This window comes from Citrobacter sp. (genome assembly GCF_050252275.1).
In the GTDB taxonomy this organism is placed as follows: Bacteria; Pseudomonadota; Gammaproteobacteria; order Enterobacterales; family Enterobacteriaceae; genus Citrobacter_A; species Citrobacter_A amalonaticus.
Map to the genome: position 1 here is coordinate 1 of NZ_JBFWLF010000372.1, position 3,623 is coordinate 3,623.

At 53.5% G+C, this 3,623-nt stretch carries 5 protein-coding genes; 1 reads left to right on the forward strand and 4 read right to left on the reverse strand.

Translation table 11 applies throughout. From position 1 onward, the window contains the following. Positions 1-259: 259 nt before the first annotated feature. The 3 genes from clpA to AB7E14_RS21710 all read right to left on the reverse strand — a co-directional run bounded on the left by clpA (position 260) and on the right by AB7E14_RS21710 (position 3,060). Positions 260-2,536 (reverse strand): ATP-dependent Clp protease ATP-binding subunit ClpA, encoded by a 2,277-nt coding sequence (gene clpA, locus AB7E14_RS21700; RefSeq protein ID WP_043001212.1) that lies wholly within the window; start codon positions 2,534-2,536, stop codon positions 260-262. Positions 2,537-2,566: 30 nt separating this feature from the next. Next, positions 2,567-2,887, reverse strand: coding sequence for an ATP-dependent Clp protease adapter ClpS (gene clpS, locus AB7E14_RS21705; protein WP_042320277.1), 321 nt, complete (start codon positions 2,885-2,887; stop codon positions 2,567-2,569). A 98-nt stretch (positions 2,888-2,985) separates the two neighbouring features. Continuing rightward, positions 2,986-3,060 (reverse strand): hypothetical protein, encoded by a 75-nt coding sequence (locus tag AB7E14_RS21710; protein WP_212807582.1) that lies wholly within the window; start codon positions 3,058-3,060, stop codon positions 2,986-2,988. Positions 3,061-3,210: 150 nt separating this feature from the next. Between AB7E14_RS21710 and cspD the strand changes: the two genes are divergently transcribed. Beyond that, entirely contained in the window at positions 3,211-3,432 is a 222-nt protein-coding gene (gene cspD, locus AB7E14_RS21715) for a cold shock-like protein CspD (RefSeq protein WP_042284847.1), read from the forward strand. A gap of 75 nt (positions 3,433-3,507) precedes the next feature. Here cspD and AB7E14_RS21720 read toward each other — a convergent pair. Next, positions 3,508-3,623, reverse strand: a 116-nt coding sequence (locus AB7E14_RS21720) for a hypothetical protein (RefSeq protein ID WP_428169945.1), incomplete at its 5' end; no start/stop codon positions are given.

Below are 3,623 nucleotides of genomic sequence, written 5' to 3' on the forward strand. Positions count from 1 at the left end.
GATCTCTAAATTTTTATCGTCTCTTTTCTTTTATATTACTCACTGGGGGGATGAGAATCCCCGACCGGGGGTCGACAACGGGCGCAGCCCGTTGGACGGAATGGCCGCAGGCCATGACGCCCGCAGGGCGAGCGAAGCGAGTCAATCCCCCCCTCACCGCCATATTCGAGAATGAGCGCGTACGCAAGTACGGGCTTTTTTTCGCATAAAAAAACCGGGCACACGGCCCGGTTTATCAACCAGTTATAGAGAGGTGAGATTAATGCGCGGCTTCCGGTTTGTGCTTCTGGGCACTCTGGAAACCATAGGTCAGCTCATTTTTCTCTTTATCCAGTGCCACGGTCACCTGCCCGCCATCCACCAGAGAACCAAACAGCAGCTCGTTCGCCAATGGTTTTTTCAGGTTATCCTGAATCACGCGCGCCATTGGACGTGCGCCCATTGCCCGATCGTAGCCTTTCTCAGCCAGCCAGTTACGCGCTTCCTGGCTGACTTCCAGGGAGACACCTTTCTGATCCAGTTGAACCTGCAGCTCGACGATGAACTTATCGACAACCTGGTGGATCACCTCAGTAGACAGGTGCTCGAACCAGATAATATTGTCGAGACGGTTACGGAACTCCGGCGTGAACACTTTCTTGATTTCGCTCATCGCGTCAGTGCTGTTGTCCTGATGAATCAGGCCAATCGATTTACGCTCCGTTTCACGGACACCGGCGTTAGTCGTCATCACCAGCACCACGTTGCGGAAATCGGCTTTACGCCCGTTGTTATCCGTCAGCGTGCCGTTGTCCATCACCTGCAGCAGCAGGTTAAAGACATCCGGGTGCGCTTTTTCAATTTCATCGAGCAGCAGTACCGCATGGGGATGCTTGATGACCGCATCCGTCAGCAAACCGCCCTGATCGAAACCAACGTATCCCGGAGGCGCGCCAATCAGGCGGCTGACCGTATGACGTTCCATATACTCGGACATGTCAAAACGCAGCAGTTCAATTCCCAGCGCTTTGGAAAGCTGCACTGTTACCTCGGTTTTCCCGACACCGGTCGGACCGGCAAACAAGAAGGAACCGACGGGCTTATGCTCATGTCCCAGACCTGCACGGCTCATCTTGATGGCTTCGGTCAGCGCCTCAATGGCTTTATCCTGCCCAAAGACCAGCATTTTCAGACGGTCGCCAAGGTTTTTCAGCGTATCACGATCGCTTTGCGACACGCTCTTCTCTGGGATACGCGCAATACGCGCCACGACGGACTCGATATCGGCCACGTTGACGGTTTTCTTACGCTTGCTGACCGGCATCAGGCGCGCACGCGCCCCCGCTTCATCAATGACGTCAATCGCTTTATCCGGCAGATGACGGTCGTTGATGTATTTCACCGCCAGTTCAACCGCTGCACGTACCGCTTTCGCGGTGTAACGGACGTCATGGTGCGCTTCATACTTCGGTTTCAGGCCGTTGATGATCTGCACGGTCTCTTCTACCGACGGTTCAGTAATATCAATTTTCTGGAAACGACGGGCTAACGCACGGTCTTTCTCAAAAATGTTGCTGAACTCCTGATAGGTCGTGGAGCCGATCACGCGGATCTTACCGCCGGAAAGCAGCGGTTTAATCAGGTTTGCAGCATCTACCTGACCACCCGACGCCGCCCCGGCCCCGATGATGGTGTGGATCTCGTCGATAAACAGAATGCTGTTGCTATCCTGCTCCAGTTGTTTCAGCAGCGCTTTAAAGCGTTTTTCAAAGTCACCGCGGTACTTGGTACCCGCCAGCAGCGAACCGATATCCAGCGAGTAGATGGTGCAATCGGCCATCACTTCCGGCACGTCGCCCTGCACGATACGCCAGGCCAGGCCTTCGGCTATCGCCGTCTTCCCGACGCCAGATTCCCCCACCAGCAATGGGTTATTTTTACGCCGACGGCACAGTACCTGAATGGCGCGCTCCAGTTCTTTGTCACGGCCGATCAGCGGGTCAATACCGCCAACCCGGGCAAGCTGGTTAAGGTTAGTCGTGAAGTTCTCCATACGTTCCTCCCCGCCAGCTTGCTCGTCGGTATTGGGCTGACTGCCAGGATCAGACGACTGACTCGGCTCATCTTTGCGCGTACCGTGAGAAATAAAGTTGACCACATCAAGACGGCTGACCTCATGTTTACGCAGCAGGTAAGCAGCCTGAGATTCCTGTTCGCTAAAGATGGCGACCAGCACGTTCGCGCCAGTCACTTCACTGCGCCCGGAGGACTGAACGTGGAAGACCGCACGTTGCAGTACGCGCTGAAAGCTCAGCGTCGGCTGCGTGTCGCGTTCTTCTTCGCTGGCAGGCAATACGGGTGTGGTTTGTTCAATGAAGGCTTCGAGTTCCTGACGGAGCGCCACGAGGTCCACGGAACACGCTTCCAGCGCTTCGCGGGCCGATGGGTTACTGAGCAGCGCCAGTAACAAGTGCTCGACGGTCATAAACTCATGACGGTGCTCGCGCGCTCTGGCGAAAGCCATATTTAAACTGAGTTCCAGTTCTTGATTGAGCATAGGCACCTCCCCCAATTTTTATGCCTGCATTCAGGCTTTTTCCAGCGTACACAGCAACGGGTGCTCGTTCTCCCTCGCATACGTGTTCACCATCGCCACTTTGGTCTCCGCGACCTCTGCGGTGAAAACGCCGCAGATGGCTTTACCGTGATAGTGAACCGCAAGCATCAGTTGCGTTGCACGTTCTACATCATAAGAAAAGAATTTTTGTAACACGTCAATAACAAACTCCATCGGAGTGTAATCATCATTGACTAATATCACTTTATACATAGATGGCGGTTTTAGCGCGTCACGCACTTTATCAGCCGCCAGCTGGTCGAAATCCAGCCAGTCGTTCGTCTTACCCATTGTCAGTCGTCATCTTCAGTTACGGTTACCGGCAGAACAGTCTGCCGCTGACAAGAGCGGATGTGCACAATCAATCTACCTCAATTAATAGATAACTATCATCTATCACTGGCATCCGCGACATCTGTCACATTCCCGCCAATAGCGTTAACTGCTTCAAATTTTTGATTCATTTTTACCCACCGACCCCCGTCTGACGCTTGACGCCCCGCCTGATTTCTCTAAATTGTAATTTCGAGAGTTGGCGAGGTTTTGAACAACCCCCACTCCACCACCGGTTCATTCCATCTTACTTATATAAGATTTACGAAGGATGTCGAAGCATGGAAACGGGTACTGTTAAGTGGTTCAACAATGCCAAAGGGTTTGGGTTCATCTGCCCTGAAGGCGGCGGCGAAGATATTTTCGCTCACTATTCCACCATTCAGATGGATGGTTACAGAACGCTAAAAGCCGGACAGTCTGTCCAGTTTGATGTTCACCAGGGGCCAAAAGGCAATCACGCCAGTGTCATCGTGCCTATCGAAGCAGAAGCTGTTGCATAGCTCTTCTGTCTCATTGTGTACATCCCGCAGGTAAAATGCCAGCCCGATCGGCTGGCATTTTTATTTCCCGGGACGTTACTCTCGCGCTAACGCATCGACCGGATCCAGTCGCGCCGCGGTGCGCGCCGGTAACCAGCCAAACAGGACGCCAGGAAAGGTAGAGCACAAAATTGCCGTCAGCAGCGCGACCG

Bases quoted from the DNA above. Each gene is read 5' to 3' on its own strand.
- clpA (WP_043001212.1), bottom strand. From the start codon at position 2,536: ATGCTCAATCAAGAACTGGAACTCAGTTTAAATATGGCTTTCGCCAGA.
- clpS (WP_042320277.1), bottom strand. From the start codon at position 2,887: ATGGGTAAGACGAACGACTGGCTGGATTTCGACCAGCTGGCGGCTGAT.
- cspD (WP_042284847.1), top strand. From the start codon at position 3,211: ATGGAAACGGGTACTGTTAAGTGGTTCAACAATGCCAAAGGGTTTGGG.